Annotated in this window: 22 protein-coding genes; 13 read left to right on the top strand and 9 right to left on the bottom strand. The window is 68.1% G+C overall.

The features are described 5' to 3' along the window. Window position 1 precedes the first annotated feature (1 nt). Window positions 2-559, bottom strand: a complete 558-nt coding sequence (locus ACFCV3_RS18565; RefSeq protein ID WP_376031260.1) for a TetR family transcriptional regulator — start codon at window positions 557-559, stop codon at window positions 2-4. Between the two features lie 74 nt (window positions 560-633). Between ACFCV3_RS18565 and ACFCV3_RS18560 the strand changes: the two genes are divergently transcribed. Further along, the gene (locus ACFCV3_RS18560; protein ID WP_376031258.1) at window positions 634-1,461 is read left to right on the top strand and encodes an oxidoreductase; all 828 of its coding nucleotides are present in this window, start codon (window positions 634-636) and stop codon (window positions 1,459-1,461) included. Here ACFCV3_RS18560 and ACFCV3_RS18555 read toward each other — a convergent pair. Further along, window positions 1,455-2,594: an epoxide hydrolase family protein gene (locus ACFCV3_RS18555; protein ID WP_376031256.1), complete on the bottom strand. Its 1,140-nt coding sequence runs from the start codon at window positions 2,592-2,594 to the stop codon at window positions 1,455-1,457. The genes ACFCV3_RS18560 and ACFCV3_RS18555 overlap by 7 nt on opposite strands. A 63-nt stretch (window positions 2,595-2,657) precedes the next feature. Here ACFCV3_RS18555 and ACFCV3_RS18550 point away from each other — a divergent pair, with 63 nt between their 5' ends. The 3 genes from ACFCV3_RS18550 to ACFCV3_RS18540 all read left to right on the top strand — a co-directional run bounded on the left by ACFCV3_RS18550 (window position 2,658) and on the right by ACFCV3_RS18540 (window position 5,449). Further along, a complete protein-coding gene (locus tag ACFCV3_RS18550) occupies window positions 2,658-3,587 on the top strand; it encodes a helix-turn-helix transcriptional regulator (RefSeq protein ID WP_376031254.1) in 930 nt (309 codons plus the stop codon). A 16-nt stretch (window positions 3,588-3,603) separates the two neighbouring features. Continuing rightward, complete coding sequence (locus tag ACFCV3_RS18545) at window positions 3,604-4,428, top strand: alpha/beta fold hydrolase (protein WP_376031252.1); 825 nt, start codon at window positions 3,604-3,606, stop codon at window positions 4,426-4,428. 142 nt (window positions 4,429-4,570) lie between these two features. Continuing rightward, on the top strand, window positions 4,571-5,449 hold the full coding sequence (locus ACFCV3_RS18540; RefSeq protein WP_376031250.1) for a polysaccharide lyase: 879 nt from the start codon (window positions 4,571-4,573) through the stop codon (window positions 5,447-5,449). An 18-nt stretch (window positions 5,450-5,467) separates the two neighbouring features. Here the strand turns inward: ACFCV3_RS18540 and ACFCV3_RS18535 are convergent, their stop codons facing one another. Further along, the gene (locus ACFCV3_RS18535; protein WP_376031248.1) at window positions 5,468-6,376 is read right to left on the bottom strand and encodes a ribonuclease Z; all 909 of its coding nucleotides are present in this window, start codon (window positions 6,374-6,376) and stop codon (window positions 5,468-5,470) included. Further along, the gene (locus tag ACFCV3_RS18530) at window positions 6,373-7,335 is read right to left on the bottom strand and encodes a pyridoxal-phosphate dependent enzyme (RefSeq protein WP_376031246.1); all 963 of its coding nucleotides are present in this window, start codon (window positions 7,333-7,335) and stop codon (window positions 6,373-6,375) included. Before ACFCV3_RS18530 ends, ACFCV3_RS18535 begins: the two co-directional genes overlap by 4 nt. A 55-nt stretch (window positions 7,336-7,390) precedes the next feature. Here ACFCV3_RS18530 and ACFCV3_RS18525 point away from each other — a divergent pair, with 55 nt between their 5' ends. Beyond that, window positions 7,391-8,386 (top strand): GDSL-type esterase/lipase family protein, encoded by a 996-nt coding sequence (locus tag ACFCV3_RS18525; protein WP_376031244.1) that lies wholly within the window; start codon window positions 7,391-7,393, stop codon window positions 8,384-8,386. A gap of 58 nt (window positions 8,387-8,444) precedes the next feature. Here ACFCV3_RS18525 and ACFCV3_RS18520 read toward each other — a convergent pair whose 3' ends face one another. Then, window positions 8,445-11,432 carry a glycine--tRNA ligase gene (locus ACFCV3_RS18520; protein ID WP_376031362.1) on the bottom strand — a complete coding sequence of 996 codons (2,988 nt, stop codon included), beginning with the start codon at window positions 11,430-11,432 and terminating at the stop codon, window positions 8,445-8,447. 118 nt (window positions 11,433-11,550) lie between these two features. On the opposite strand from ACFCV3_RS18520, the gene ACFCV3_RS18515 reads away from it, so the two are divergent. After that, a complete protein-coding gene (locus tag ACFCV3_RS18515; protein ID WP_376031242.1) occupies window positions 11,551-12,360 on the top strand; it encodes an alpha/beta fold hydrolase in 810 nt (269 codons plus the stop codon). Here the strand turns inward: ACFCV3_RS18515 and ACFCV3_RS18510 are convergent. Further along, entirely contained in the window at window positions 12,316-12,675 is a 360-nt protein-coding gene (locus ACFCV3_RS18510; RefSeq protein WP_376031240.1) for a winged helix-turn-helix transcriptional regulator, read from the bottom strand. The two genes, ACFCV3_RS18515 and ACFCV3_RS18510, sit on opposite strands and share 45 nt — an antisense overlap. 63 nt (window positions 12,676-12,738) lie before the next feature. Between ACFCV3_RS18510 and ACFCV3_RS18505 the strand changes: the two genes are divergently transcribed. Next, complete coding sequence (locus tag ACFCV3_RS18505) at window positions 12,739-13,683, top strand: NADP-dependent oxidoreductase (RefSeq protein ID WP_376031238.1); 945 nt, start codon at window positions 12,739-12,741, stop codon at window positions 13,681-13,683. Window positions 13,684-14,004: 321 nt separating this feature from the next. Beyond that, the gene (locus ACFCV3_RS18500) at window positions 14,005-14,631 is read left to right on the top strand and encodes a superoxide dismutase (RefSeq protein WP_376031236.1); all 627 of its coding nucleotides are present in this window, start codon (window positions 14,005-14,007) and stop codon (window positions 14,629-14,631) included. 33 nt (window positions 14,632-14,664) lie between these two features. On the opposite strand, the gene ACFCV3_RS18495 is transcribed toward ACFCV3_RS18500, so the two are convergent. Continuing rightward, a complete protein-coding gene (locus ACFCV3_RS18495; protein WP_376031234.1) occupies window positions 14,665-15,456 on the bottom strand; it encodes an alpha/beta fold hydrolase in 792 nt (263 codons plus the stop codon). A 298-nt stretch (window positions 15,457-15,754) separates the two neighbouring features. Here ACFCV3_RS18495 and ACFCV3_RS18490 point away from each other — a divergent pair, with 298 nt between their 5' ends. Both ACFCV3_RS18490 and ACFCV3_RS18485 read left to right on the top strand, forming a co-directional pair. Further along, window positions 15,755-18,058: a M4 family metallopeptidase gene (locus ACFCV3_RS18490; RefSeq protein WP_376031232.1), complete on the top strand. Its 2,304-nt coding sequence runs from the start codon at window positions 15,755-15,757 to the stop codon at window positions 18,056-18,058. Between the two features lie 140 nt (window positions 18,059-18,198). Then, window positions 18,199-22,305, top strand: a complete 4,107-nt coding sequence (locus tag ACFCV3_RS18485) for a GH116 family glycosyl hydrolase (protein ID WP_376031230.1) — start codon at window positions 18,199-18,201, stop codon at window positions 22,303-22,305. On the opposite strand, the gene ACFCV3_RS18480 is transcribed toward ACFCV3_RS18485, so the two are convergent. Further along, a complete protein-coding gene (locus ACFCV3_RS18480) occupies window positions 22,295-22,714 on the bottom strand; it encodes a DUF4440 domain-containing protein (RefSeq protein WP_376031228.1) in 420 nt (139 codons plus the stop codon). The two genes, ACFCV3_RS18485 and ACFCV3_RS18480, sit on opposite strands and share 11 nt — an antisense overlap. A 57-nt stretch (window positions 22,715-22,771) precedes the next feature. On the opposite strand from ACFCV3_RS18480, the gene ACFCV3_RS18475 reads away from it, so the two are divergent. The 3 genes from ACFCV3_RS18475 to snpA all read left to right on the top strand — a co-directional run bounded on the left by ACFCV3_RS18475 (window position 22,772) and on the right by snpA (window position 24,429). Continuing rightward, window positions 22,772-23,194 (top strand): phage holin family protein, encoded by a 423-nt coding sequence (locus ACFCV3_RS18475; RefSeq protein ID WP_376031226.1) that lies wholly within the window; start codon window positions 22,772-22,774, stop codon window positions 23,192-23,194. Then, on the top strand, window positions 23,191-23,535 hold the full coding sequence (locus tag ACFCV3_RS18470) for a DUF3618 domain-containing protein (RefSeq protein ID WP_376031224.1): 345 nt from the start codon (window positions 23,191-23,193) through the stop codon (window positions 23,533-23,535). Before ACFCV3_RS18475 ends, ACFCV3_RS18470 begins: the two co-directional genes overlap by 4 nt. A gap of 276 nt (window positions 23,536-23,811) precedes the next feature. Beyond that, a complete protein-coding gene (snpA, locus tag ACFCV3_RS18465) occupies window positions 23,812-24,429 on the top strand; it encodes a snapalysin (protein ID WP_376031222.1) in 618 nt (205 codons plus the stop codon). A gap of 55 nt (window positions 24,430-24,484) precedes the next feature. Here the strand turns inward: snpA and ACFCV3_RS18460 are convergent, their stop codons facing one another. Then, window positions 24,485-25,735: an RNA polymerase sigma factor gene (locus tag ACFCV3_RS18460; RefSeq protein WP_376031220.1), complete on the bottom strand. Its 1,251-nt coding sequence runs from the start codon at window positions 25,733-25,735 to the stop codon at window positions 24,485-24,487. Between the last annotated feature and the right edge of the window lie 67 nt (window positions 25,736-25,802).

The raw sequence follows: 25,802 nt of genomic DNA, 5'->3' as shown, positions 1-25,802 counted from the left end.
ATCAGCTGAGAATCTTCTCCACCGCCGCGACCACTGCCTTCCGCCGCGACGCCCGGCTGGGCGTGGCAGTGCCGTACTCAGGTGTCATCGACGACCAGCTCGTCGCGATCGCCTGGATCAACGGCAGCAGGCTGACCGAGGAGAACTGCTTCGTGACGGTACGGCGGCGCTGCGCCCGATCGAGCTCGTCGAGCCGGGCCTGGTTCACGGCGACTATCGCTTCGAGCGGCTCACCGGCCGGCCGCTCCAGCCGGTACCAGCTGGTCAGCCGGAGCCGCCCCGGGTTGTCCTCGAAGTAGTCGAACAAGCGCCCCGCGTACGCCGGAAGATCGTCGGTGTCGAAACCGACGACCTCCAGATACTCCTCGACGGATGCGCTGAACACCGCATCGAACAGCCCGTCCTTGCTCCCGAAATACGCATAGAGCATCGCCTTGTTGCATCCGGCCACTTCGGCGATCCGTTGCACCCGTGCCCCGGCGATCCCGCGCTCGGCGAACTCCTCGGTAGCGGCGGCCAGGATCTTGCTCCGGGTCCGGTCGGCGTTCCGTTGCTGCATGACGCCACTTTACAACCAACCGGTTAGTTGTACAGTAGAGATGTATCCAACCGTTTGGTTAGTTAGGACCGACAATGAGCAAGGTGTGGTTGATCACCGGTAGTTCCCGTGGGCTCGGGCGTGCGCTGGCCGAGGCGGTGCTGGCGGCCGGCGACCGGGTCGTCGCGACGGCACGGACCCCCGAGCAGCTCGCCGACCTGGTCACGAAGTACGGCGACCAGGTGCGGGCAGTGGCACTGGACGTGACAGACCCGGCTGCCGCGCGGGCCGCCGTACGGACTGCTGTGGACGAGTTCGGCGGGCTCGACGTGGTCGCGAACAACGCGGGGTACGCGAACAGCGCCCCGATCGAGGAGACGCCGGACGACGACTTCCGCGCCCAGGTGGAGACGAACCTGTTCGGCGTGGTGAACGTGACGAAGGCCGCGCTACCCGTGTTCCGGGAGCAGAAGAGCGGGCACTTCCTGCAGTTCTCGTCGATCGGCGGACGGGTCGGCGGGACGCCGGGGATGGGCGCGTACCAGACCGCGAAGTTCGCCGTCGAAGGATTCTCCGAGGTGCTGAACAACGAGGTGAAGCCGTTCGGCGTGAAGGTGACGATCGTCGAGCCGGGCGCTTTCCGGACCGACTGGGGCGGCTCGTCGATGACGATCGCCCCGACCCATCCCGACTACGACGAGACCGTCGGCGCGATGAACCGCTACCGCCTGGAGACCGACGGCAAACAGGCCGGCGACCCGGCCAAGGCTGCCCAGGCAATCCTCCAGGTGGTCGCCGCCGACCAGCCGCCGGTCCGCCTCCTCCTCGGCACCGACGCACTCACCCGCGCCCAGCAAGGCGCCCAGGAGCGGGCCGACGAGACCGCTGCCTGGGCGCACCTTTCCACCTCGACCGACTACTGACGGAGGTCGCTGAAGAACCCGCGGACGTCGGCCACCAGCAACTCGGGCTCTTCCAGGGCCGCGAAGTGACCGCCGTGGTCGACGTCGTTCCAGCGGGTGACCGTGTTCTCCTGCTCGACGTACTTGCGCACCGGCACGTCGTGGGCCAGCGCCAGAACGGCAGTGGGGACGCCGGAGTTCTCCTTCCCGGCTCCCCACGCCTGCGCCTGCGCGTAACCGACGTACGCCGCCGAGTTCGCCGTACCGGTCAGCCAGTAGAGCATCACGTTGGTCAGGAGGCGGTCCGTGCTGATGGTGTTGCGCGGGTCGGTCCAGGCGTGGAACTTGTCCATGATCCAGGCCAGCTGCCCGACCGGTGAGTCGACCAGGCCGTAACCGATCGTCTGCGGCCTGGTCGCCTGGATCGCGATGTAGCCGAACTCCTCCTGCATGAACTTCCCGATCCGCGCGACCCGATCCTGCTCCAGCTCACTCAGGCCGCGCAGCTCCTCCTCGGCCAGCGGGTACGGCGGCATCGGGCCGGGCCCGCCGTTCGTGTGAACGCCGACCACGTGCTCGCGAGCCGCCCGCGCCACCTCGGGTGACACCGCACCGCCGATGTCACCACCCTGTACGCCGTACTTGTCGTACCCCAGCCGGTTCATCAGCTCGGCCCAGACCCGGCCGATCCGGTCGGCGGTCCAACCACCCTCGGAGACCGGACCGGAGAACCCGAACCCGGGCAGCGCCGGAATGACCACATGGAACGCATCCGCCGCATCACCACCGTGCGCGACCGGGTCGGTCAGCGGCCCGATCACGTCCAGGAACTCGACCACCGAGCCCGGCCAGCCGTGCGTCAGCAGGAGCGGCAGCGCGTTCGGCTCGGCCGAGGTCACGTGCAGGAAGTGGATCTGCTGACCTTCGATCTCAGTCGTGTACTGCGGGAACGCGTTCAGCTCGGCCTCCGCGGCCCGCCAGTCGTACTTGGTCCGCCAGTACTCGACCAGCTCGGCCAGGTAGGCAACCGGTACGCCGGTCGTCCAGTCGTCACCGGGTAGCGGGGTCGGGAGCCGGGCAGCTGCCAGCTTCGCGGCCAGCTCGTCCAGAACGCTCTGCGGGATGTCGATGCGGAAGGGCTTGATCGTCGTCATGTCTTGTAGTCTTCCAGTCAGTTAGGTCAGCTTCTGTCCTAAGCAATCGGGAGAATTCGCGGCATGCTGGAAACCTCCGCACGACTCCTCAAACTGCTCTCCCTGCTCCAGTCCCCCAGGGACTGGAGCGGTACCGCCCTGGCCGCCGAGCTCGGCGTCGGCCCCCGAACCGTTCGGCGCGACGTGGAGAAGCTGCGCAATCTCGGCTACCCGGTCGACGCCGTACCGGGGGTGGCCGGTTATCGGCTGGGGGCCGGTGCTTCGCTGCCGCCGCTGCTCCTGGATGACGAAGAAGCCGTTGCCGTGGCGGTCGGCCTGCGCCAAGCTGCCGGCGGCACGGTCGCCGGGATCGAGGAGTCGTCGGTCCGCGCGCTGACCAAGCTCGAGCAGGTCCTGCCTTCGCGGCTGCGGCATCGGGTCAAGCTGCTCCAAGGCGTCGCAGTCACCCCCTCCGGAGCGGCCGCCGTCCAGCCCGACGTACTGCTCGCAGTCGCCGAGGCGTGCCGCGATCACCAGCGCATGCGGTTCGATTACCGCAACCACGACGGCACGGCAGCCCGCCGTACGACGGAACCGCATCGCCTGGTGAACACCGGCCGCCGCTGGTACCTGATCGCCTGGGACCTCGACCGCACCGACTGGCGCACCTTCCGCCTCGACCGCCTGCAACCCGTGATCCCGACCGGCCCGCGCTTCACCCCGCGCGAAGTCCCCGAGCCGAAGACCGCGTCCGCCGGCTACCGGTACCAGGCTGTCTTCCGCGTCCACGCCCCCGTCGAGGTCGTCGCCGACAAGCTTGGCCCGAACGTCGCCGGCGTCACCGCGCTCGACGCCACCACCACCGCAGTCGAAGCCGGCTCCAACTCCCTGGACGAACTGGCCCTGTACGTCGGCCTCCTCGGCCATCCGTTCGAGATCCAGTCCCCACCCGAGCTCATCACGCACGTCCGCGACCTCGCGCAGCGGCTGACCCTCGCCGTACCGAGTAGCTGAGCGGTAACGTGCGGTCATGTCGCTGACCGGGGTCGAGGATCGGTACGTCGAGACGGTGCTGGGGCGGATCCGCGTGCGGGTCGGGGGATCCGGGGAAGCGATGCTGTTCTGGCCGAGTCTGCTGATGGACGGGACGTTGTGGGCCGCGCAGGCTGCGCACTTCGCCGACCGTTATCAGGTGCTGCTGGTGGATCCGCCGGGGCACGGCGGGAGCTCGGATCTTGCCGGACCGTTCAGTTTTGAGCAGTGCGCGGACGTCATCGTGGCGATCATCGACGAGCTGGCCGTCGAGAAGGTCCATGTCATCGGCAACAGTTGGGGCGGGATGATCGGCGGCACGTTCGCCGCGCTCCATCCGGACCGGATCGGCGTTGCTGTGTTGATGAATGCGACCGCGTCGCCGTCGAACGCGCGCCAGAAACTCGAGTACGGCGCCCTCACCGCGACTGCCCGCTTGCTCGGCGGGATCCGCGGCCCACTGGTCGGTCCCGTGGTCGACGCGTTCCTCGGACCGACGGCGAAACGCGAGAAGCCCGAAGTCGTTGCCACAGTCAAGCAACTGGCCCAGCAGGTACACGTGCGGTCCGGCATGCACGCCGTCACCAGCGTCGTCCCCCGCCGCCCCGACCAACGCACCCTCTTCGGCCGGATTCGCACGCCGGTCCTGGTCGTGGCCGGCGCCGAGGACGTGACCTTCCCGGTCGCGGAGACCGAGCTGATGGCCGACTCGATCCCCGGCGCGCGCTTCGTCGTACTGGAACAGTCCGCCCATCTGGCCGCGCTCGAATCCCCCGCCGAGGTCAACGCACTCATCGACGACTTCCTCGCCGACAACGCCTGAGCGGGAATGACGCAGGAACGACCTGCACATGAATGGTATTACCCATTGACGGCACGTTGTCCTCGTGGCCATCATTCTCGAAATCCCGGTGGATTTATCCCGTGAATTCATTCCGGACAATGAGAATGAATAGAGGATCATCATGAAGAAGAGATTGTTCGCCGCACTGAGCACCGGCATTCTGCTCACCGCCGGTCAGGTCGCGACCTCGGCCGCGCAGACCAGCGCCGTGAAATGGAACGGCTTCGAGCGACCGGCCGCGGGCGCCGCCTACACCTCGAGCGAGTGGGCCGCCGACGGCTGGAGCGCACCCTGGTCGGAGGGGTTCAACAGCGGCCGCGCCGTGATCGACAGCAGCACCGCCCACTCCGGCACGAAATCACTGCGCGTCTTCTATCCGAAGGGAAAGATCGGCCCGGCCGATTCCGGTGCGCAGGCGCCGTTCACGGTCACCAAAGGCCGCGAGTACTACGTGTCCCAGTGGATCCGCTTCAGCCCCACCTTCAGCTGGGGCACCACCCAGTACGCCGGCAAGATCGGCGTCGGACTGCGCGGCGGCGCGGGCTGCTCGGGCGGCACCACCTGCACCGGCTACAACGGCTTCACTTCGCGCTTGATCTGGCGCAGCAGCGGCCAGGCCGCAATTTACTATTACCACATGGACCAGACCGGAACGTACGGCGATTACCGGAATCTGACCAAGGCCGGCGGCGAGGTGATCAAATACCCGCGCGGCGCCTGGATGCATGTCGCGCAGAAGGTCCGGGTCAATACCGTCACCAACGGGAATGCGAACGCGGACGGCGAGATCGAGGTCTGGTTCAACGGAGTCTCGGCGGCCAAGATCACCGGCCTGCGTTTCGTGCGTAATGCGGATCTGGTCGACGCGGCGATGTTCTCCTCGTTCGCCGGCGGCGCGACGACCGAGTTCGCCCCGACCACCGACTCCTGGATCTGGTACGACACCCTCAAGGTGACCACCAACCGCGCCGAGATCTGCGAGATCAGCGGCGGCTGCTGACCGCCCGGTCCCAGCCCGTCAGCGGCGGGCTGGGACGGGGGTTCGCGAAAGATCCGAGGCGACCACGATTTCCCCGGAGAACTCAGCAGCCGCTTCTTCGTAGAAGCGCTCAGGTTCCAGGTAGCGCTGGGAGAAGTGGGTGAGGACGAGTTTGCGGACGCCGCATTCCTGAGCGACCCGGGCCGCCTGGCGGGCGGTGAGGTGACCGAAGCGACGGGCCAGGTCGGCTTCGGCGGAGAGGTAGGTGGACTCGATCACCAGGAGGTCGGCCTGATCCGCCAACGCCAGCACGTTCTCGCAGAGGCGGGTGTCCATGATGAACGCGAAGCGCTGGCCGGGGCGAGGTTCGCTGACCTGGTCGAGGTGGACCGTGCGGCCGTCGACCTCGAGTACGCCGGCTCGTTGCAGGCGGGAGACATCCGGACCGATGACGCCGAACGCCTTGAGCTGGTCGGGCAGCATCCGGCGGCCGTCGGGCTCGATCAACTGGTAGCCGAACGATTCGAGCGAATGCTCCAGTCGCCGCGCCCACAACTGACCGAACGGACCGACGGCCAGCAGACCGTCCTCCTCCACCGGTTCCTCCAGCAACTCGGCCCGCTCGTAGAACGAAGCGGCGTACCGCAGGCGGTCGAAGTACTCCTGACCGGACGCGGGATAGTGCGCGCGGACAGCATGCGGTACGTCGTCCAGTGACAGTCGCTGCACGATTCCCGGTACGCCGAGACAGTGGTCGCCGTGGAAGTGGGTGATGCAGAGCCGCGTGATCGCGCCGGCCGCGACCCCGGCGTACAGCATCTGCCGTTGGGTCCCCTCCCCCGGATCGAACAGGAACCCGTCCTCGTCCCAGCGCAGGAAGTACCCGTTCTGGGTGCGTTCGCGGGAGGGCACCTGACTTCCGGTGCCGAGGATGACCAGCTCCCTCAAGCCAGCACCTCGGCCAGGGTCTTCGACGAGATATTGGCCCCACACGACACCACGGCCACCCGGCCCGCGGGGATCGTCCGGGCAGCCGCGAACGCCATCGCGGCCGACCCCTCGATCAGGTGGTGCTCGGTGTCGATGACCGCCCGCAACGCGTCGCGGATCGCGGATTCGTCGACGATGATCCACTCGTCGACGAGCTCCCGGCACAGGTCGAAGGTGATCGAGCCGGGCTCGACACTGCCCGCCGTACCGTCGGAGAGCGTCGGCTTCGCGTCCACGGTGACAATCCGGCCGGCCGCAACCGACTCCGCCATTGCCGCATCAGCGGCCGGGGAGGCGCCGTACACCTTGATGCCGGGCAGTTGCTGCTTGAGCACGGCCGCGACCCCACTGATCAGACCACCGCCACCGACCGCGACCACGACTGCGTCGAGCGGCTCGCCCTTCAGTTGTTTGACGAGCTCGACCCCGATGGTTCCCTGGCCGGCGATCACGTCGGCGTCGTTGTACGGCGAGACGTAGGTGAGCCCGTGTTCGTCCGCATAAGCCCGTGCCTTCAGCTCCTGGGCACCGGTGTCGTTGCCCTCGGCCCGGAGCTCGGCGCCGAGCCGGCGGAGTGCCGCGACCTTGCTCGTGGCCGCGTTCTCAGGCAGGTAGACGATCGCGCGCCCACCGAGCAGGGCGAGTGCGTTGGCGACGCCGAGACCGTGGTTGCCGGAGGAAGCGGTGACCACGCCCGCCTGCCGCTCGGCATCGGTCAGGGTGAGGATCTTCGCCAGCGCCCCACGCGCCTTGAACGATCCGGTGCGCTGAAGGTGTTCGCACTTGGCCAGCACCTCGACCCCGAGGTCCGCACCGAACCCGTGGAACGGGAGGAGCGGGGTCGGCGGCAGGTACTCGTGCAGAGACGGCGCGATCCCCCGGGAGCGATCGGCGATCTCGGCAGCGGTCACCGGCATTGTGCCTCCTCATAAGCTGTGCGTCTCGACTGCAGGTTATCCGGAGGGTGGGCGCGTGACGGAGTCATTGTGGAGCGGGTACCAGTACGAGGAGATCGACGCCGACGGCTGGTCGACGTACTGGCGCCTGGACCCCCGCGGCCAGAACCTCGCCCTGACCGACTGGCTGGGCGACGACTCCAAGCCAGGCCACCGACTGTGGGAACGCGCGGCAACACCGGCCGGAGTGCGCGGCGCCTGGCGTACGACGGCAGCCGCGGTCCGGCTCGAAGTTCGCGCAGCACAGGGTATCTACGGGCGAATTGCCCCACTCGACATCCTCGTGAACGGCTCCTTGCACCAACGCTGTGAGCTCGAGGAAGGTGCGAACCAGCTGATCGTGGAGCTGCCGAGCGCGGAGGGTCTCAGGGTTGAGATCTGGTTGCCGCAGGCGGGGCAGATCGGTGTTCGCGGGCTGGAGTTCGACGGTGTGGCTGAGGCGGTGGCGTTGAGTGGGCCGCGGTGGATCACCTACGGGAGTTCGATCACGCAGTGCAGTGGGGCTGCTGGTCCCTCCGAGACCTGGCCGGCGCTGGTGGCGCGGCATCACGGCTGGGACCTGAAGTGCCTCGGGTTCTCCGGCGAGTGTCACCTGGACCCGGTGGTCGCCCGGACGATCCGGGACACCCCGGCCCGGCTGATCTCGCTGTGTCTCGGGGTGAACATCCAGGGCGGCTGCACCTTCAGCGGCCGAACCCTCCCGGGCCAGGTCGAGTCGTTCATCGCAACCGTCCGCTCCGGCCACCCGACCACCCCGATCGTCGTCATCACCCCACTCCCCGTCCCCGACCGCGACACCGAACGGAACGGCGTCGGCCTCACCCTCGAAGACATCCGCACCTGCGTGGAACTAGGCGCCCGCGTCGACCCCGCCGTACAGGTGATCGACGGCCGCACCATCCTCACCGGCAACGAACCCCGAGACCTCTACACAGACGGCCTCCACCCAGGCCCGGAGGGTTATCACCTCATCGCCGAACGCCTCATCCCGCTCCTCGGCGCGGCGGGGTAGACCGGAACGAACGGGTACCACCCGCGCCCGGTTGAGGGGCGCGGGTGGGGTTGGCCGGCTACTCCGTCGGGGTGAGCGACGTACCCAGGGCTTGCCAGTCGAGGACTGGGGCGGCGAGGGTGCCGATGGTGGCCAGGAGGCCTAGGCGGGCGGCTTTGACCTCGGGGTCTTCGGCCATGACCAGGATGTCCTCGAAGAACGTGGTGACTGGTTCGACCAGCACCAGGGCCGCCGGGACGAAGTCGCCGAGGGTGGTGGGGGCCTGGCCGACCTTTTGGACGGCCTCGTGCAGGGCTAGCTCGGCTGGTTCGGTGAGCTTGGCTGCGTCGTACTCCGCGGCTGTCCCCTCGGGCACGATGCGGCGGACCCGCTGCAGGACGGCGACCAGCTGCGCGAAGTCGGCGCTGCCGACCAGCTTCTGCAGGCTTGCCAGGGTTTCGTCGGCGACCGCCGGGGCCGTTGCCAACGGCAACACTGCGGCCACCTGCAGGTGGTCGTCACCGCGGTCGATCAGCTGCTGCTCGTAGCGCCGGACGGTGAACTCGGCCACCTCGTCCAGCGACTCCGCCGGTACGTCGATGCCCTGCGCACCGATCTCCGCGGCCGCTGCCTGCAGACCCGCAGGAAGGGTGATCGCCCGGAGCGACGGGTGCTCGCGCAGGATCGCGACCACACCACCGGCGGCGCGTCGCAGCGCGAACGGGTCGGAGCTGCCGGTCGGCTTGGCGCCGATGCCGAACAGGCCGGCCAGCAGGTCGAAGCGGTCCGCGAGCGCCAGCAGCGCACCCGGAGTCGTCGACGGAACCGGGTCACCGGCCGAACGCGGCAGCTCCATGTCGTACAGCGCCTGCGCGACCGCCTCGGTCTCACCGGCACGCCGGGCGTACTCACGCGCCATCGTCCCGGCGAGTGACGTCAGCTCGACCACCATCTGCGAACCCAGGTCGAACTTCGCCAGCTCGGCAGCCCTCGTCAGCGTCACCAGATCGTCGTCCGAGACGCCGGCTACGGCGGCCAGGGCGAGCGCGATCCGGCCGATTCGGCCGGCGCGGTCGGCCATCGAGCCGAGCTTCTCCTCGAAGGCGAGCTTGTCCAGCTCGGCCTTCATGTCGGCCAGCGGAGTCTCGAGGTCGGCGCGCCAGAAGAACGCGGCGTCCTCGTACCGCGCCCGCAGCACACCCTCGTTGCCGTTCCGGACCGTCGCCTCGTTCACCGAGCCGTTCGCCACGGCGACGAAGTGCGGCAGCAGCTTGCCGTCGGCGCCACGCACCGGCAGGTACCGCTGGTGCTTGCGCATCACCGTGGTGAGGATCTCCGGCGGCAGGTCGAGGTAGTCGGGCGAGAAGTTGCCGAGGATCGGCGTCGGCTCCTCGACCAGGTTGACGATCTGGTCGAGCAGCGCGGACTCGGCCTCGAAGTCGATACTGCCGGTGACCTCGGCGGCCAGCCGCTCGGAGGTCTCGATGATCACCTGACGACGACGCGCCGGGTCGGCCTCGATGCCGTGGATCCGGAGCAGGTCCAGGTAGCCCTCGGCGGACGCGATCTCGACCTTCGGCGGAGCGGCCGTCCGGTGCACGCGCGTCGTCCGGCCGGCGGCCAGCGACGACACCGAGACCGGCACGATCTCGTCACCGAGCAGCGCCACCAGCCAGCGGACCGGCCGGGTGAAGGAAAGCTTGGCGTCGTTCCACCGCATGTTCTTGTCCGAGCGCAGCCCGGCGACGATCTCGCTCAGGACACCGCTCAGCACCTCGGCCGCCCCGCGACCCGGGTCCGGCTTGGTGACAGCGACGTACTCGACGCCGTCGACGTCCAGCGTGTGCAGCTCGCTGACCTCGACCCCCTGACCGCGGGCGAACCCGGCGGCGGCCTTGGTCACGTTGCCGTCGGCGTCGTACGCGGCGACCTTCTTCGGGCCGCGGTTGACGCGCTCGGCATCCGGCTCACCGGCCTGCACCTCGGCGACGAAGGCGACCACGCGGCGCGGGGTCGCGTAGACCGTGATCGCGCCGTGGCCGAGCCGGGTCGCGCCCAGCTTCTCGGCCAGCGCGGCCTTCACGGCCTCGGCGGTCTTGGTGACCTCCGACGGCGGCATCTCTTCGGTGCCGATCTCGAAGGTCAGCTGCCGGGTCCCGGTCGCCACCGGGAAGGTCGTCGGCACCTCGGCGGCCGGCGGGAGCTCGGCGGTACCCAGCGGGTGCTCCAGCTCGGTACGGCGCTCTGCCCAGAGCTGAGCGACCTCACGGGCCAGCGTGCGCATCCGCGAGAAGGCCTTCGCGCGCTCCGTCGTACTGACCGCACCACGGGCGTCGAGGACGTTGAAGGTGTGCGAGCAGCGCAGCACCTGGATGTGCGCGGGCACCGGCAGCCGCAGGTCGAGCAGGCGGCGGGCCTCGTTCGCGTACTCCTCGAAGAGGCGCTTCTGCGACTCCACGTCGGCGTCGTCCAGGTAATACCGGCTCATCTCGTACTCGGCCTGGCCGAAAGCCTCGCCGTACGAGATGCCGGGGGCGTAGGCGATGTCCTTGAAGTGCGAGACCCCCTGCAGCGCCATCATGATCCGCTCGATGCCGTAGGTGATCTCCACCGACACCGGGTCCAGCGTCATCCCGCCGGCCTGCTGGAAGTAGGTGAACTGGGTGATCTCCAGCCCGTCCAGCCAGACCTCCCAGCCGAGCCCCCAGGAGCCGGTCGCCGGGTTCGCCCAGTTGTCCTCGACGAACCGGACGTCGTGGGCGTGGATGTCGACCCCGAGCGCAGTCAGGCTGTCCAGGAACAGCTCCTGCGGGTTCCCCGGGTCCGGCTTGAGCACGACCTGGAACTGGGTGTGCGTCTGCAGCCGGTTCGGGTTCTCGCCGTACCGGGCGTCGTCGGGCCGGACACTCGGCTCGACATAGGCGACCCGCCACGGCTCGGGACCGAGCACCCGCAGGATCGTCGCCGGGTTCAGCGTCCCGGCACCGACCTCGGTGTTGAACGGCTGCACGATCATGCAGCCCCGGTCGGTCCAGTACTTCGTCAGCGCGATCAGCGCGTCCTGCATGGTGAGCACAGCAAACCTCAAGCCGTCTTCGGGGATTCCTGGGCGAAGTCTATTCGGCCGCGGAGAGTGCTCTGGCGGTGGTGTGTCCATCGGACGACCCGCCGTTCGTGGAGGGGGTATGAACAACACACTGGTGGTACCTGAGGCCGAGTTGTACTACGAACTGCGCGGCAGCGGACCGTTGGTCGCACTCGTCGGCGCACCGATGAATGCGGACTCGTTCGCACCGCTCGCCGACCTGCTCGCGGACAGCTACACCGTGCTGACCACGGATCCACGAGGCGTGAACCGCAGCAAACTGAGCGGTACGTCGACCCCCGAGCAGCGCGCCGACGACCTGGCGCGACTGATCCGGTACGTCGACCGCGGGCCGGCCGTGGCGTTCGGTTCGAGCGGTGGAGCGGTGAGCGTGCTGGCGCTTGCGCAGGACCATCCGGAGACCGTGCAGGCGGTGATCGCGCACGAGCCGCCGCTGGATCGACTGGTCCCGGACGGCGCGGAGTTACTCGCGAAATCGGAGGCGATGATGGCCGACTACCTGAACGGCGATGTCGTCGGCGCCTGGGAGCAGTTCTTCGCGCTGGCGAATATCGCGCTGCCGCCCGGGGTGGCGCAGGCGATGTTCGGTGGCGAGCGGGATCCGCAGGTGGTGGCGGATGAGCGGTTCTGGTTCGAACACGAGATGCGCGAGTCGATCACCTGGCAACCGGACATTGCCCGCCTGAGCGCCGTACAGGTGGTCGTCGGTATCGGCGAAGACTCGGCCGGTCAGCTGTGCGACCGGACGTCGACCGCCCTGGCCGGACTGCTCGGCATCACCCCCACGTACTTCCCCGGCGGTCACATCGGGTTCGCCGACGATCCGAAGGAATTCGAACCGGCGCTACGCCGTCAGCTGGTCGAGGTTGGCCTCCACCCAGGTGCGTAGCGCGGACAGCGGCACGGAGACGCTGTGGCCGAGCTCGGTCAGCGAATACTCCACATGCAGCGGGACCGCGGGGTAGATCTCGCGGTGCAGGAAGCCGTTCTCCTCCAGGCGGCGCAGGGTCGCCGTCAGCACCTTCGGGCTGATGCCCTGCAGTTGCCGTTGCAGCACACCGAACCGCAGCGGGCCGTCCTCCAGCGCACCGATCGCGAGGGCGGCCCACTTGTTCGCGAGCAGGTCGAGGACATCACGGCACGGGCACTGCGCCGCATAGACGTCGTGCTTGTCGTGCTTCCCGGTCGCGCACAAGGTGCTCATACTTCCCAAAAGATAGCAGCGACCCTTGCGGGAAACTAGGGCCCCACAGATACCTTCCTGATCATGAGAGCTATCAGTCAGAAAGAGTTCGGTGGTCCGGAGGTTCTGCAGCTGGTCGAGGTCGACCGGCCCGAGCCACTGCCGACCGAGGTCCTGGTCCGCGTGCACGCCGCCGGAGTGAACCCGGTGGACGCCAAGACCCGAACCGGTAGCGGTGTCGCCGGGTTGCTGGGTGAGCCGCCCTTCATCCTCGGATGGGATGTGTCGGGTGTCGTCGAGGCGGTCGGGCATGGAGTCCACACCCTGCAGGTCGGCGACGAGGTCTACGGGATGCCGTGGTTCCCTCGAGCCGCATCGGCGTACGCCGAATACGTGACCGCTCCGTCCCGGCACTTCGCCCGCAAACCGGCCACCCTCAATCACGTCGAGGCGGCCGCACTCCCGCTGGCCGGACTGACGGCGTACCAGATCCTGACCGCACTGGCCGACGTACAGCCGGGCCGGCGGGTGCTGATCCACGCGGCCGCGGGCGGAGTCGGCCATCTGGCCGTCCAGTTCGCCAAGGCGCTGGGCGCCCACGTCATCGGTACGGCGAGCGCCGGCAAGCACACGTGGTTGCGCGAACTCGGGGCAGACGAGGTCATCGACTACCACTCGACCTCGGTCGAGGAGGCAACCGGCGATATCGACGTCGTGGTGGATCTGATCGGCAGCGAAATCACACTGGGCCAGTCGGTCAAGGTGCTCAAGCCCGGCGGCCTGCTGGTCGCCGTACCGTCCGGGACCTCCCCCGAACTGCTCGAAACCGCGAAACAGGCCGGTGTCCTAGTGGCCGGCTACCTCGTCGAGCCGGACGGCCACGCGCTCACCGAGATCGCCCGCCTGATCGAGTCCGGCGCCGTCCGGGTCGAGGTCGAGCAGGCCTTCCCGCTCACCGAGGCCGCCGAAGCTCACCGGCGGCAGGAGTCCGGTCGCACCCGCGGCAAACTCGTCCTGCAGGTGATGTAGCCAAGGACAGTACGTATATGTCCACTACGCCCGGTCCGCTCCTTCGCTGAGCGTGCCGGGCGGTCTACGTAGATACCTACTACCTGTCGTTAGCGACCTGAACTGAGACCCGGGGCGGGGTACGTGGGGGCGTATGTGAAGCTGGGGGTGTCCGATGGGTGCGCCCGAGGGTTGGTGGCGGTCGCATCGGGCACCGGTCGGAGGTGCCGCCGGGATCTTCCGCGTGGCGTCTTGACCTCAACCGTGGTTGAAGTTTCAAGCTGGTGGTGACACCAGGACAGCGGCGATACCGGCCCCACGGGCCCCGACGAAGGAGCAGAGTTGACCACGTATTCGCTTCCCGATCTTTCCTACGACTACGGCGCACTCGCACCGAGCATCGCCGGTGAGATCATGGAGCTGCACCACTCCAAGCACCACGCGACCTACGTGAAGGGTCTGAACGACACCCTCGACAAGCTGGCCGAGGCCCGCGACAAGGGCGACTTCGGCGCGATCGTGGGCCTCGAGAAGACGCTCGCCTTCAACCTCGGCGGGCACGTCAACCACTCGATCTTCTGGAAGAACCTGTCACCGGACGGCGGCGACAAGCCGGACGGCGAGCTGGGTGCCGCGATCGACGAGTCCTTCGGTTCGTTCGACGGTTTCCAGGCGCACTTCACCGCTGCCGCCACCACGATCCAGGGTTCCGGCTGGGCGATCCTCGGCTGGGACGCGCTGGGCGGCAAGCTGCTGGTGCACCAGCTGTACGACCAGCAGGGCAACCTGCCGGCCGGCCAGATCCCGATCGCGATGCTGGACATGTGGGAGCACGCCTTCTACCTGCAGTACAAGAACGTGAAGCCGGACTACGTCAAGGCCTGGTGGAACGTCGTCAACTGGGCCGACGCCCAGGCGCGTTTCGACGCCGCCCGCGCCGGCGCCGGCGCACTCATCACCGGCGCCTGACACACCCCGAAGCCCTGGTGAACCGCGACCGGTTCACCGGGGCTTCGTGCTGTGCGCGGCGATCACCGGCGCGATCGCCGATGCCTTGATCACGTGGTTCTGCCCCGGCACCTCGGTGTGCTCAGCACCCGGTACGGCGGCCGCGAGCGCGCGCGTCGACGTCTTCATCCAGGCCGGGCTCTTGCCACCGTTCACCACCAGCACCGGTACGTCGATCGCCGCCCACTGCGCGTCGTCGAGCGGGTCGCCGAAGCAGTTCTGCCCGAGCAGCCGGGCGTCGTACGGGAGGGTGTGCGCGATCGCCTTCATCGGCTTCCAGGCCGGCATCAGCTTCATCATCGTCACCACGAAGCCGGGCAGCCCGATCCCCTTCGTGAAGAAGTACTTGATGGCGGCGCCGGGCTCGAGCGCCTCGAGGTCGGCGACCCAGCTCCGCGGGATCTGCTTGCGGCTGTCATCCACCACGAACGGCGGCTCGAACGCGACCAGCTTCTCGATCGGCAGCCCGGCGTTCGCGGCCCGCAGCGCGAGCGCCGCGCCGGACGAGGTGCCGTAGACGTACGCCGATCCGCCGGCGACCTCGATGATCGCGGCCAGGTCCTCGATCTCCCGCTCGACCGCGTACTCTCCGGCGTCACCGGAGTCACCGCGGCCACGCCGGTCGTAGTTGTAGACGGTGAAGCTTTCCGCGAGCAGTTCCGCGAGCTCGGGCATCGGGCCCTGGGCGCGGCTGCACAGGGCACCGTCGACCAGGACCAGCGCCGGGCCGGAGCCGCGCCGGTCGTAGGCGATCGTCGTACCGTCCTTGGAAACCGTGGTGTGCATGGCACTGCTCCTTTACTAGTGGCTTTGGCAGTGCGTCGAACACCTCACCACCGAATCGACACCGTCCGCCAGATCGGCGCAGAATCCGGAAATTACCCGGGCAGAGGAGGAAAACCCGTGTACTTCGGAGACCAATGTGACATGGATCACAGCCGGTCGCGATCCGGAGTCGACGGATGACAGGGTGCGGTCAACAAGCGTCCGCCCCGCTTGTCACTACGGGGCCGGACGTTCCGGCCGGGAACGAGCTTGGGGGCTCGTCGCGTTCCCGGCGCCAGACGGAACTGGGAGGAATTCTGTGAAAGCCCGTACCTGGCTCGTCGGCCTCGCGGCCGGCGCAGTCGCTTTGACTTTGGCTGCACCCAACGCCGCCATCGGCGCTCCGACCGCGGACCCGGCTCCGAAGAGCCCGTCGGTCCGCCAGCTCGACACCCCTGCGGGTGGCGGCGCCGGGATCGTCACCAAGCGCGATGCCCTCGGCCGCGCACACTCCGTCCGCCCGACCACGCCGCTGAAGGCACCGAAGTCGGTGGCTTCCAAGGCGGCCAAGGCTGCTACCAGCCGGCCCGACTCGGCAGCTGTCGCGAAGGCTCAGGTCGACGCGGTCGCGCCGTACTTCGGTGCCCGACCGGCCGACCTGGTCGCGACCGGTACCTCGATGTCGGAGTACGGCTCGCAGACCCGTTTCCAGCAGACCATCGACGGTGTGCAGGTGTTCGGCGGCGAGATCGTCACCAACCTGGACAAGGCCGGCGCGCTGGAGTCCGCCAACGGCGAGGTCGCGCTGGCGACGTACGGCGCCTTCCCGGCGGCCGACAAGGCCGACGCCGCCAAGGCCAAGGCGCTGGAGTCGGCCCTGGCCGCGGTCGCGAAGCAGGGCAAGCTCGACGTCTCGAAGCTGAAGGCCGAACTGACCGGCCCGCGCTGGTTCGACATGGGCCTGATGACGCGTCAGCCCGGCTCGGTCGCCATCCCGGTCTACATGTACGAGGTCACCGGCGCCGGCGATGTCCGCTGGCAGGCCATGGTGCACGCCTCCGGCCAGGCGCTGCTCGCCTGGGACCTGAGCGAGAAGATCAACCGCGTCGTGTGTGACGCGAACCGCGCGATCATCCAGACCGGTGGCGAGGACGTCCGCTGTGGCACGGTGTTCCAGCCGAGCCGCGTGGAGGGCGGCCCGGCTTCCGACGTCCAGGACGTCAACCAGGTCTTCGAGTTCTTCGGTGACACCTCCGACACCTACCAGTCGCTGGGTACCGACCTGACCGAACTGATCGGCGTCGACTACGGCGACGGCAAGGGCAAGGCCCTGCGCGGCACGGTCCGGATCTGCGTCGACGGCGGCTGCCCCTACGCCAACGCGTTCTGGAACGGCGAGCAGATGGCCTTCGGTGAAGGAGTCAGCACCGACGACATCACCGGTCACGAGCTGACCCACGGCGTCACCCAGCACACCTCCGGCCTGGCCTACCTGTGGGAGTCCGGCGCCATCAACGAGGCGCTGTCCGACATCATGGGCGAGTTCGTCGACCTGACCAACGGCTCCGCGGACGACACCCCCGAGAACCGCTGGCAGATCGGTGAGGGCTCGAGCCTCGGCTCGATCCGCAGCATGTCCGACCCGACCAAGTTCAACGACCCGGACAAGATGACCAGCGCGAACTGGTTCGTCGACGACTTCTTCCAGGACAACGGCGGCGTGCACCTGAACTCCGGTGTCGGCAACAAGACGGCGTACCTGATCGCCGACGGTGGCGGCTTCAACGGCCAGAAGATGATCGGCATCGGCCTGGCCCGCTCCGAGGTGCTGTGGCACGAGACCCAGAAGGTGCTCACCACGGGCGCCGACTACGGCGACCTGGCCGAGGGCCTGCGCGCGACCTGCGACAAGCTGGCCAAGAAGAAGAAGTCCGGTATGACGAAGAAGGACTGCGCCCAGGTCGAGCTGGCCATCAAGGCCACCGAGCTGGACAAGGAGCCGGCCGTCGGTCTCCCGGCCCAGGCCCCGGTCTGCGACACCGCCGGCGCCAAGGTCAAGAACCTGCTCAAGACCAGCTTCAAGGAGTACCCGGACGGCAAGGTCGTCCGCGACCAGGGCTGGGTGCTCGGCAAGGCCGAGGGCGTCGACGGTGCCCAGGTCGACACGTCGTACAGCAAGGACGGTGACGACTCCATGTTCGGCATGGTGACCGCTCCCGATCAGGCGATCGGCATCCAGACCGCGAACAGCGTCAAGGTCAAGGCCCAGAAGACGTACCTGCGCTTCCAGCACGCCTACAACTTCTACAACGTCTTCATCATCTTCGGTGTCCGCACCGGTACCGCCACCCTGGAGTACTCCGACAACGGTGGCGCGACCTGGCAGGACAGCTCCGCGCTGAAGGGCTGGACGAACGGCCCGACCGTCGACCCGAACTTCGACGACGAGCCGGCCGCCTGGCACGGCAACTCGGGCGGCTGGGAGACCAGCCGGCTGGACGTGACCGAGTTCCAGGGCAAGCAGCTGAAGTTCCGCTGGACCGAACACGGCAAGGACTTCGCCGACCTGATCCCGGCCAACTGGTGGCTGGACAACGCGAGCGTCTACACCTGCTCGAAGTAGTACAACGGGGTAGTACCCGAGGGCCCGGTGGATTCGTCCGCCGGGCCCTCGGCCTTTTCACCACGGGGAAATCGATTCCTGATGGGCGGCCCGCGGGCTAGGGTGCTGGCACGAGTTCCCCACCGCCCCGGGAGACCACGATGAACGACCAGCCCGATCCGCCTGCCTCCGCGCTGTCCGCCTGCGACAATCCCGCCTGCGGGGGCTCCTGCCCGCGGGCCGGCGTTGCCCGGCGGACTTTTCTCTCCATCAGCGCGGCCGGTCTCGGCGTGCTTGCCGCGCCGGATGCTCTCCGTGCGGTTGCCGCACCCCGGGCACCCCTCAGTGCAGCCGAGGCCGCGGCCCTCGCGGATCGCGGCGAGCCGACGGTCTACTCCGGTACGGCGCTCGCCAGGATCGGGATGCCAGTCGGTGGTGGCTGTGCGGGCCAGGTCTACCTGTCAGGTGACGGGCGGATGTGGGGGTGGGATGTTGCCAACGCCTTGAGTTATCCGCTCGGCGGTGCCGACTTCGCCGGTACGCATTACGTCGCGCCGTTGTCCGCCGATGCTCCAGGCGCCACCCGCTTCCGGCAAGGCTTCGCGCTGCGCACCGGCACGACTGCACGGTACGTCGATGCCAAGGGTTTCAGCGATGTGCGGTTCACCGGGCAGTATCCGATCGGCCGCGTGTCCTACAAGAGCACCGCGAGCCCGGTCGAGGTCACGCTCGACGCGTTCTCGCCGTTCACTCCGTTGGAAACGCTCGACTCGACGCTGCCGGCCACGGTCTTCGCGTTCACGCTGCGCAATACGTCGGCAGCGGCTGTTGATGCGACGCTGCTCGGGTACTCCGAGAATCCGGTCTGCCTCGACAGCCGCCGGAGCCAGCCGACGACGCAACGCGCGACCGCGTTCGGGTCCGGGATCGAGTGGTCGGCGGTCGATCCGGTGGCATCGTCGCGAGCCGACATCCTCTTCGAGGACTGGGAACGCGATACGTACGACGGCTGGACGGCGACCGGCACGGCCTTCGGCTCCGGACCGGTCGCGGCGGCCGCCGTACCGGAGTACATGAAGCGCTTCGGGGATCTGAATGCGCACGGGACGCGGTTCGTCACCTCGCACAACTACCGCGCCAACCCGAATGACATCGGCGGCGCAGACGCCCACCTGGGCACGTTGACCAGCCCGCCGTTCGTAGTGAATCGTCGTTACGTAACGGCATCCATCGGCGGCGGAGCCAGCTCCGCCACCGCCCTGCAGGTTGTTGTCGACGGCAACGTCGTGGCCACCGCGAGCGGCGCGGACACCGAGCCGATGCAGACTCGCGTGCTCGACATCTCGGCGTACCAGGGCCGGACCGCACAGGTCCGCCTCGTCGACAACGCATCCGGTGCCTGGGCGCATCTGAACGTGGACCGGATCGTCTTCAGCGACCGCGCCGACATCGTCTTCGAGACCTGGGGCAGCGACACGTACGGCGCCTGGACGACCACCGGGGATGCGTTCGGAAGCGGACCCGTGAAGCCGGAGCAGACTCCAGCCCTGATGCAGCGGTACGGCGATCTGAATGTCCATGGATCGCGGTTCGTCACGTCGTACAACTTCCGTCTGAGCGGCGATCCGGACGGCCGCACGGGCACGTTGACCAGCCCGCCGTTCGAGATCTCCCGCCGGTACGTCGCCGTCGCGATCGGCGGCGGTAATCGCGGGACTGTGAATGTGGTTGTCGATGGCAACGTCGTGGCCACGGCGACCGGCACCAACAGCGAACCGCTCGTCGGGCAATTGCTTGATGTCGGCAACTACGAGGGCAAGACCGCGCGGATCCAGGTCGTCGACAACGTCACCGGCAGCTGGGCGCACATCAACGTCGGCAGCATCACCTTCACCGACCGGGCCGACATCCTCTTCGAGGACTGGGAACGCACCAACTACTCAGGCTGGACAGTCACCGGTACGGCGTTCGGCGCGGGGCCGGTGACGGTGGCCGAGACCCCGGCGGACTTCCGGCGACCGTTCGGCAACCGCACCGAGCTCAACGTTTCGGGCAGCCGATTCGTGACGTCGTACAACTTCCGCGACGGCTCACACGACGGCTCGCAAGGGACCCTGACCAGCCGGGTGTTCACCATCGACCGGCGCTACATCACTGTGTGGACAGGCGGTGGTAGCAATCCGGCCACAACCGCGGTCAACCTGCTGGTCGACGGCGCCGTGGTCGCAACCGCCACCGGCGCGGACATGGAACCGCTGGACGCGATCTGCTGGTCGGTCGGTCGTTGGGCCGGGAAGTCCGCGCAGATCCAGATCATCGACAAGTCCACCGGCGGCTGGGGCCATGTCAACGTCGACCGGATCATCTTCAGCGACCGGCCGATCCGCCAGCAACCCGTTGCCGACCGCACCGATGCGGGCAGTTTCGCGTTGGCCACAGTCGAACCGGGCGCCGTCGTACGGCGATCGATCGCAGCTTGGTCGACGCCGAGCGAACTGTTCGACGCGGCGGACGGACCGGCCGAGGTGGATGGCTCGGACACGCAAGTCGGCACGGTCGCGGTCAGCGTTCGCCTCGCGCCCGGTGAATCGCGGACGCTGCGCTTCGTCCAGAGCTGGTTCTATCCGACACCCGAACGACGGCACTTCGGGCATCTCACCAACGGTTCGACCTTCCGCCGGCACTACGCCACCCGCTTCAACTCCGCCCGCCAGGTGACCGAGCATGTTGGGGCGAATCTCGAGCGGCTGGAGGCAGGCACGCGCGAGTGGGTACGGACCTGGTACGACGATTCCACCTTGCCGCACTGGTTTCTCGAGCGCACCTTCGCCAACACCTCGACGATCGCGACCGGCACCTGTCACCGCTGGAGCGACGGCCGTTTCTACGCGTGGGAAGGCGTCTACTGCTGCCACGGAACCTGCCAGCACGTCTGGAGCTACGCCCAGGCGATCGGCCGACTGTTCCCCGACCTCGAACGCGACACCCGCGAGCGCGTCGACCTCGGTATCGCCTACAAACCCACCGGCGAGATCGCGAACCGCGGTGAGTCGAGTGACGCGGCCTCGTCGTTCGCGGACGGCCACTGCGGCACGATCCTGCGGATCTATCGCGAACACCAGATGGCTCCGGACGCCGCGTTCCTGACCCGGGTCTGGGCGAAGGTGAAGACCTCGGTCGAGTACGTGATCTCGGCGCGGGACGGATCCGACCAGGACGGCATCTTCCGCGGTGGGCAGTGGAACACCTTGGACACCGAGTGGTTCGGCGAGATCCCATGGCTGAGCGGCCTGTACGTCGCCGCGCTGCGGGCCGCGTCCGCGATGGCGACCGAGATGGGTGACACCGCGGCGGCCACCCGGTACACCACGATCGCCGACCGCGGATCGTCGTACCTGAACGGATCGTTGTGGAACGGGACCTACGGCTACTACGTGCAGAAGGTCGACGGGGCGCCCGCGGCGGCGAACACGAACCGGGGTGTGTTCGTGGACCAGATGTACGGGCAGACGTACGCCGCTCAGCTCGGACTGCCGCGGGTGTTCGCGGCGGACAAGGCGCGCACGGCATTGACGAGCCTGTACCGCAACAACTTCCAGCCGAACCCAGCGGCGTACCGGCCGCCAGGCCTCCCCGCCGGCCGCGTGTACACGACGGCCAACGAACCGGGCACGATCATGGTCGCCTGGCCGAACGGCGGATCCACCGAGGCGGGTGGGCATCCGTACTTCAACGAGGTGTGGACCGGGCAGGAGTGGCAGTTCGCGGCGCAGCTGTTCGCAGAAGGGATGACGGCCGAAGGGCTGGCGGTGTCACGGGCGATCTACGACCGGCATCGGGGCGAGAAACGCAATCCCTACAACGAGATCGAGGCCAGCGACCACTACGCGCGGGCGATGATGAGCTTCGGGACCTACCTGGCCGCCTGCGGCTACGAGTACCACGGGCCGCGCGGTCATCTGGGGTTCGCGCCGCGACTCACTCCTGAGGAGTTCGCCTGCGCGTTCACGGCCGCTGAGGGCTGGGGCCGCTATCACCAGACCCGTACGGCGACCTCGCAGACGGCGACCGTGGACGTCCGGCACGGCAGCCTGCGCCTGAAGACCCTCGCCTTCGAAACCGCCCGCCCAGCCACCGCGGTCACCGTCACCCACGCCGGTACGACGCTGCCCGCCACCCTGGCGGTAGCGGGGAACCGTGCCGTGGTGACCCTCAACTCAACAGTCGTCATCAGTGATCAACTGTTGACGATCATGCTCACGACATAGCGACACCTGGACGCTCGTCGTCCCAGGCGGCAGCGCTGATCCGCCAACCGGCGGTGGTCCGGACGAACTGCATCGTCTTCATCCCGCGGCCGGTGAAGGCGACGCCGTCCTGACTGCCTTCCTTGGCATAGGCGCCGTACCAGTGCGCGATATCGCCGAAGATGTCGAGGCGGCCGTCCAGCGCCCACTCGCGGAAGCCGGTGAGCGTGCCGCCGGTGAGGAGCGCACGGCGGGGCGCGATGAACTCGTCGACCGTGTAAGCCAGTGGCTCGCTGCCGCAGGTCCGCACGATGACGGCCTGCGGAATGAAGAGCTCCGGCAGGGCGTCCAGCCGCTCGTCGCAGTCGGGGCCGGAGACGAAGGCGTCGAAGAACCGGCGGATGAGCTCGTTCAGGGCGGTCTGGTCCATGTTCACAACCTAACCAGTTGGGTACTGGGCGTGAGAGCCGATCACGGGAGGCCGAGGATGAGCACGCGTTCAGACGTCGTACAGAAGGAGCACGTCGGCGCGCTGGTGAGTGACCTGACCAGCGATGTGAGCCGGCTGGTTCGGGACGAGTTGCAGCTGGCCAAGGCCGAGCTGAAGGACAAGGGCAAGGAGGCCGGTGTCGGTATCGGCCTGTTCGGTGGGGCCGGAACGATCGCTCTCTACGGGCTCGGCGCGCTGATCGCAGCGGCCATCTGCGGGCTCGCCGTCGTACTACCTGCCTGGCTGGCGGCACTGATCGTCGCCGTCGTGCTGTTCGCCGTCGCCGCGGTCGCGGCGCTGCTGGGCAAGCGTCATGTCAGCCAAGCTACTCCGCCCATTCCGCAACGTGCCGTCGAGGGTGTCCACGAGGACATCGAAGCCCTCAGAGGCCATCACCCGGAAGGGACTCTCACCTCATGAAGCACCGCGACGACATCTCCGAGACCGAGGCCTTGCGCCTCGAGCTCGAGCAGACCCGTCAGCACCTGGCCGACACCGTCCAGGAACTCACCCACCAACTGAACGTGCCACGCCGCCTGAAGGAGTCGGCCGCGGAGGCAGGCAGCCGAGTGAAGGCGAACGCCGGCATCGCCGGTGAGCGGATCCGCACCAACGCCGGGTACGCCGGTCTCCGCGTCAAGGACACCGCGACCCAGGTCCCCGCGCTCACGAAGCAGCACCCCAAGACCACGGCCGCCGTCGGAGGCGCCGTACTGCTCGGTGCCGGCGCAGCCGCCTGGCTGGCCACCCGCTCCAAGTAGCCCGACGGATATCCCCCGGCGTTGCCCCTTCTCCCCCCTTCACAAGGGCTCAGAAGGGGTAAGCGCGCGGGTTATCCGTTGGTGTTATCCCCTTGCCTTGGCGATGCGGGATCGCGGGTTTTTCGCGGGGCGGCGGTGAATTGTGCGGGTTATCCCCTGTGTTGGCGGCGAGGGGATGCAGACAGCGAACAGGTTTGGCATTCTCCGGAGATGTAGCGACAGGTAGTCCCCCGGTCGCTATTCGTATCCGCCGCCCCAACGGAGTGAGGCCCGCCCATGTCCTACCGTCATGCCCTGACATCCCTCGCCGTACTCGCCACTGCACTTGCCGTGCCGGTGACGTCCGCCAGCGCCGCACCGGTCCCGGAGGCCGCGCCGACCACCGTGTCGTCGTACACCGGATCGCCCGAAGACGTGGCCGCCAACAAGGCGTTCTACGACGCGGTCATGAAGTCCGCCCTCGCCAAGCACGCCAAGGCGGCGAAGGCCGGCCAGAAGCTGGCCGCGGTCACCGTCACCTACCGGGTGAACGCGCCGACGTTCCGGACCCAGATCAACCGGAGCACGCAGATCTGGAACTCGTCCGTCACCGATGTCCGCCTCGCCGAGGTCAGCAGCGGCGGCGACTTCTACTACCGCGAGGGCAACAGCTCCCGCGGTTCGTACGCCTCGACCGACGGGCGCGGTCACGGGTTCATCTTCATCGACTACCGCCAGGCCCAGCAGTACGACTCGACCCGGATCACCTCGCACGAGACCGGGCACGTTCTTGGCCTTCCGGACCACTACTCTGGCCCGTGCTCGGAGTTGATGTCCGGTGGCGGGCCCGGCCCGTCCTGCACCAACGCGTGGCCGAACTCCGCCGAGCGCAGCCGCGTGAACCAGATCTGGTAAGACCCCTCCCCAGCCCGGGAGCCTCCGCTGCAAGGGGCTCCCGGGCTGTGGTCTGTCAGCAGGAGGCCGCGCGCTCGAGCAGAAGGGTGCGTTCGCGTTCGTTGCGGGTGAGGCCGGCGGCCTTCTCGAACTCCTTGCGGGCCTCGTCGAGGCGGCCGAGTTTGAAGAGCAGGTCACCGCGCACACTCGGCAGCAGGTGGTAGTCCTTCAGGGACGGCTCATCGGCGAGTACGTCGACCGCCGCCAGCCCCTGTTCGGGACCGAACGCCATCGAGATCGCGACCGCGCGGTTGAGTTCGACGACCGGCGACGGGACGAGCTGCGCGAGTACGGCGTACAGGCCGGCGATGCGGGCCCAGTCCGTGTCGTCGGGGTCGGTGGCGCGGGCGTGGCAGGCGGCGATCGCGGCCTGCAGGAGGTACGCGCCGGGCGGTTTATCGAGAGCCCAGGCACGGTCGAGACCGGCCAGACCGCGGTTGATCAGGAGACGGTCCCAGCGACGGCGATCCTGCTCCAGAAGGAGCACAGGCTCACCGTCCGGGCCGACCCGGGCGTTCGCACGCGACGACTGCAGCTCCATCAGGGCGAGCAGTCCGAGGACCTCGGGTTCCTCCGGCATCAGCTCGACCAGCAACCGGCCGAGCCGCATCGCCTCATTACACAGCGCCGGCCGCATCCAGTCGTCGCCAGCGGTCGCGGAGTAGCCCTCGTTGTAGATCAGGTAGACAACCTCGAGCACGCTGCCCAACCGATCGAGCAACTCCGGCCCAGCCGGCACCTCGAACTCCACCCCAGCCTTGGCGAGATTGCGCTTCGCCCGCACGATCCGCTGCGCGATCGTCGACTCCGGCGCCAGGAACGCGCGCGCGATCTCATCAGTCTTCAACCCACCCAGCAACTTCAGCGTCAACGTCACCCGAGCATCCATCGTCAACACCGGATGGCACGCCGTGAACACCAGCCGCAGCAGGTCGTCCTCGATGTGATCCTCGAGAATCGCCTCCACGTCGTCCTCGACGCTCTCCCCGTCGATCTCCAGCTCATGCCCCATCTCGGCAAGCTTCCGCTGGTACGTCTCCTTGCGCCGGATCAGGTCGATCGCCCGCCGCTTGGCAATCGCCATCAACCAGGCACCCGGGTTGTTCGGTACGCCGGACTCCGGCCACTGCTCGAGCGCCGCCACCAACGCATCCCCCGCCAGCTCCTCAGCCAGCCCCACATCCCGCACAATCCGAGCCACGCCCGCCACAATCCGCGCCGACTCGATCCGCCACACCGCATCAATCGCCCCGTGCACATCCGTCACCCCGCGATAAAACCCCACCCCACCCCAAACAGCAACCACCACAGCACCCCAGCCACCCACACCCGCC

It is taken from the genome of Kribbella sp. NPDC056345, from assembly GCF_042262745.1.
Classification (GTDB): Bacteria; Actinomycetota; Actinomycetes; order Propionibacteriales; family Kribbellaceae; genus Kribbella.
This window is presented reverse-complemented; position numbering and strand designations above follow the sequence as displayed.